The sequence below is a fragment of the Marichromatium sp. AB32 genome, from assembly GCF_003718675.1.
Classification (GTDB): Bacteria; Pseudomonadota; Gammaproteobacteria; order Chromatiales; family Chromatiaceae; genus Marichromatium; species Marichromatium gracile.
Window position 1 is genome coordinate 1 of sequence record NZ_RHFJ01000177.1, and the last position, 222, is coordinate 222.

Genomic DNA, 222 nt, shown 5'->3' on the forward strand with positions numbered 1-222 from the left:
CCGAGCGCTTCGCCGCGCACGGGATCGGCGGCGAGCGCCTGGAGATCGGCTATCACTCCCCGCCGTGGGACGTGTTGCGGGGCATGGACATCGGACTCGACTGCTTCCCGCACAACTCGGGGACGACGCTGCTCGAATCGCTCTACATGGGGGTGCCCTTCGTGACCCTGGCCGACCGGCCGAGTGTGGGCCGGATCGGGGCGATGATCCTCTCGGGGCTGG

1 pseudogene is annotated in these 222 nt (G+C 69.8%); it reads left to right on the forward strand.

Features of this window, described 5'->3' with window-relative positions:
• Nucleotides 1–222, forward strand: a pseudogene (locus EBL85_RS17020) (glycosyltransferase); the annotation flags it as partial.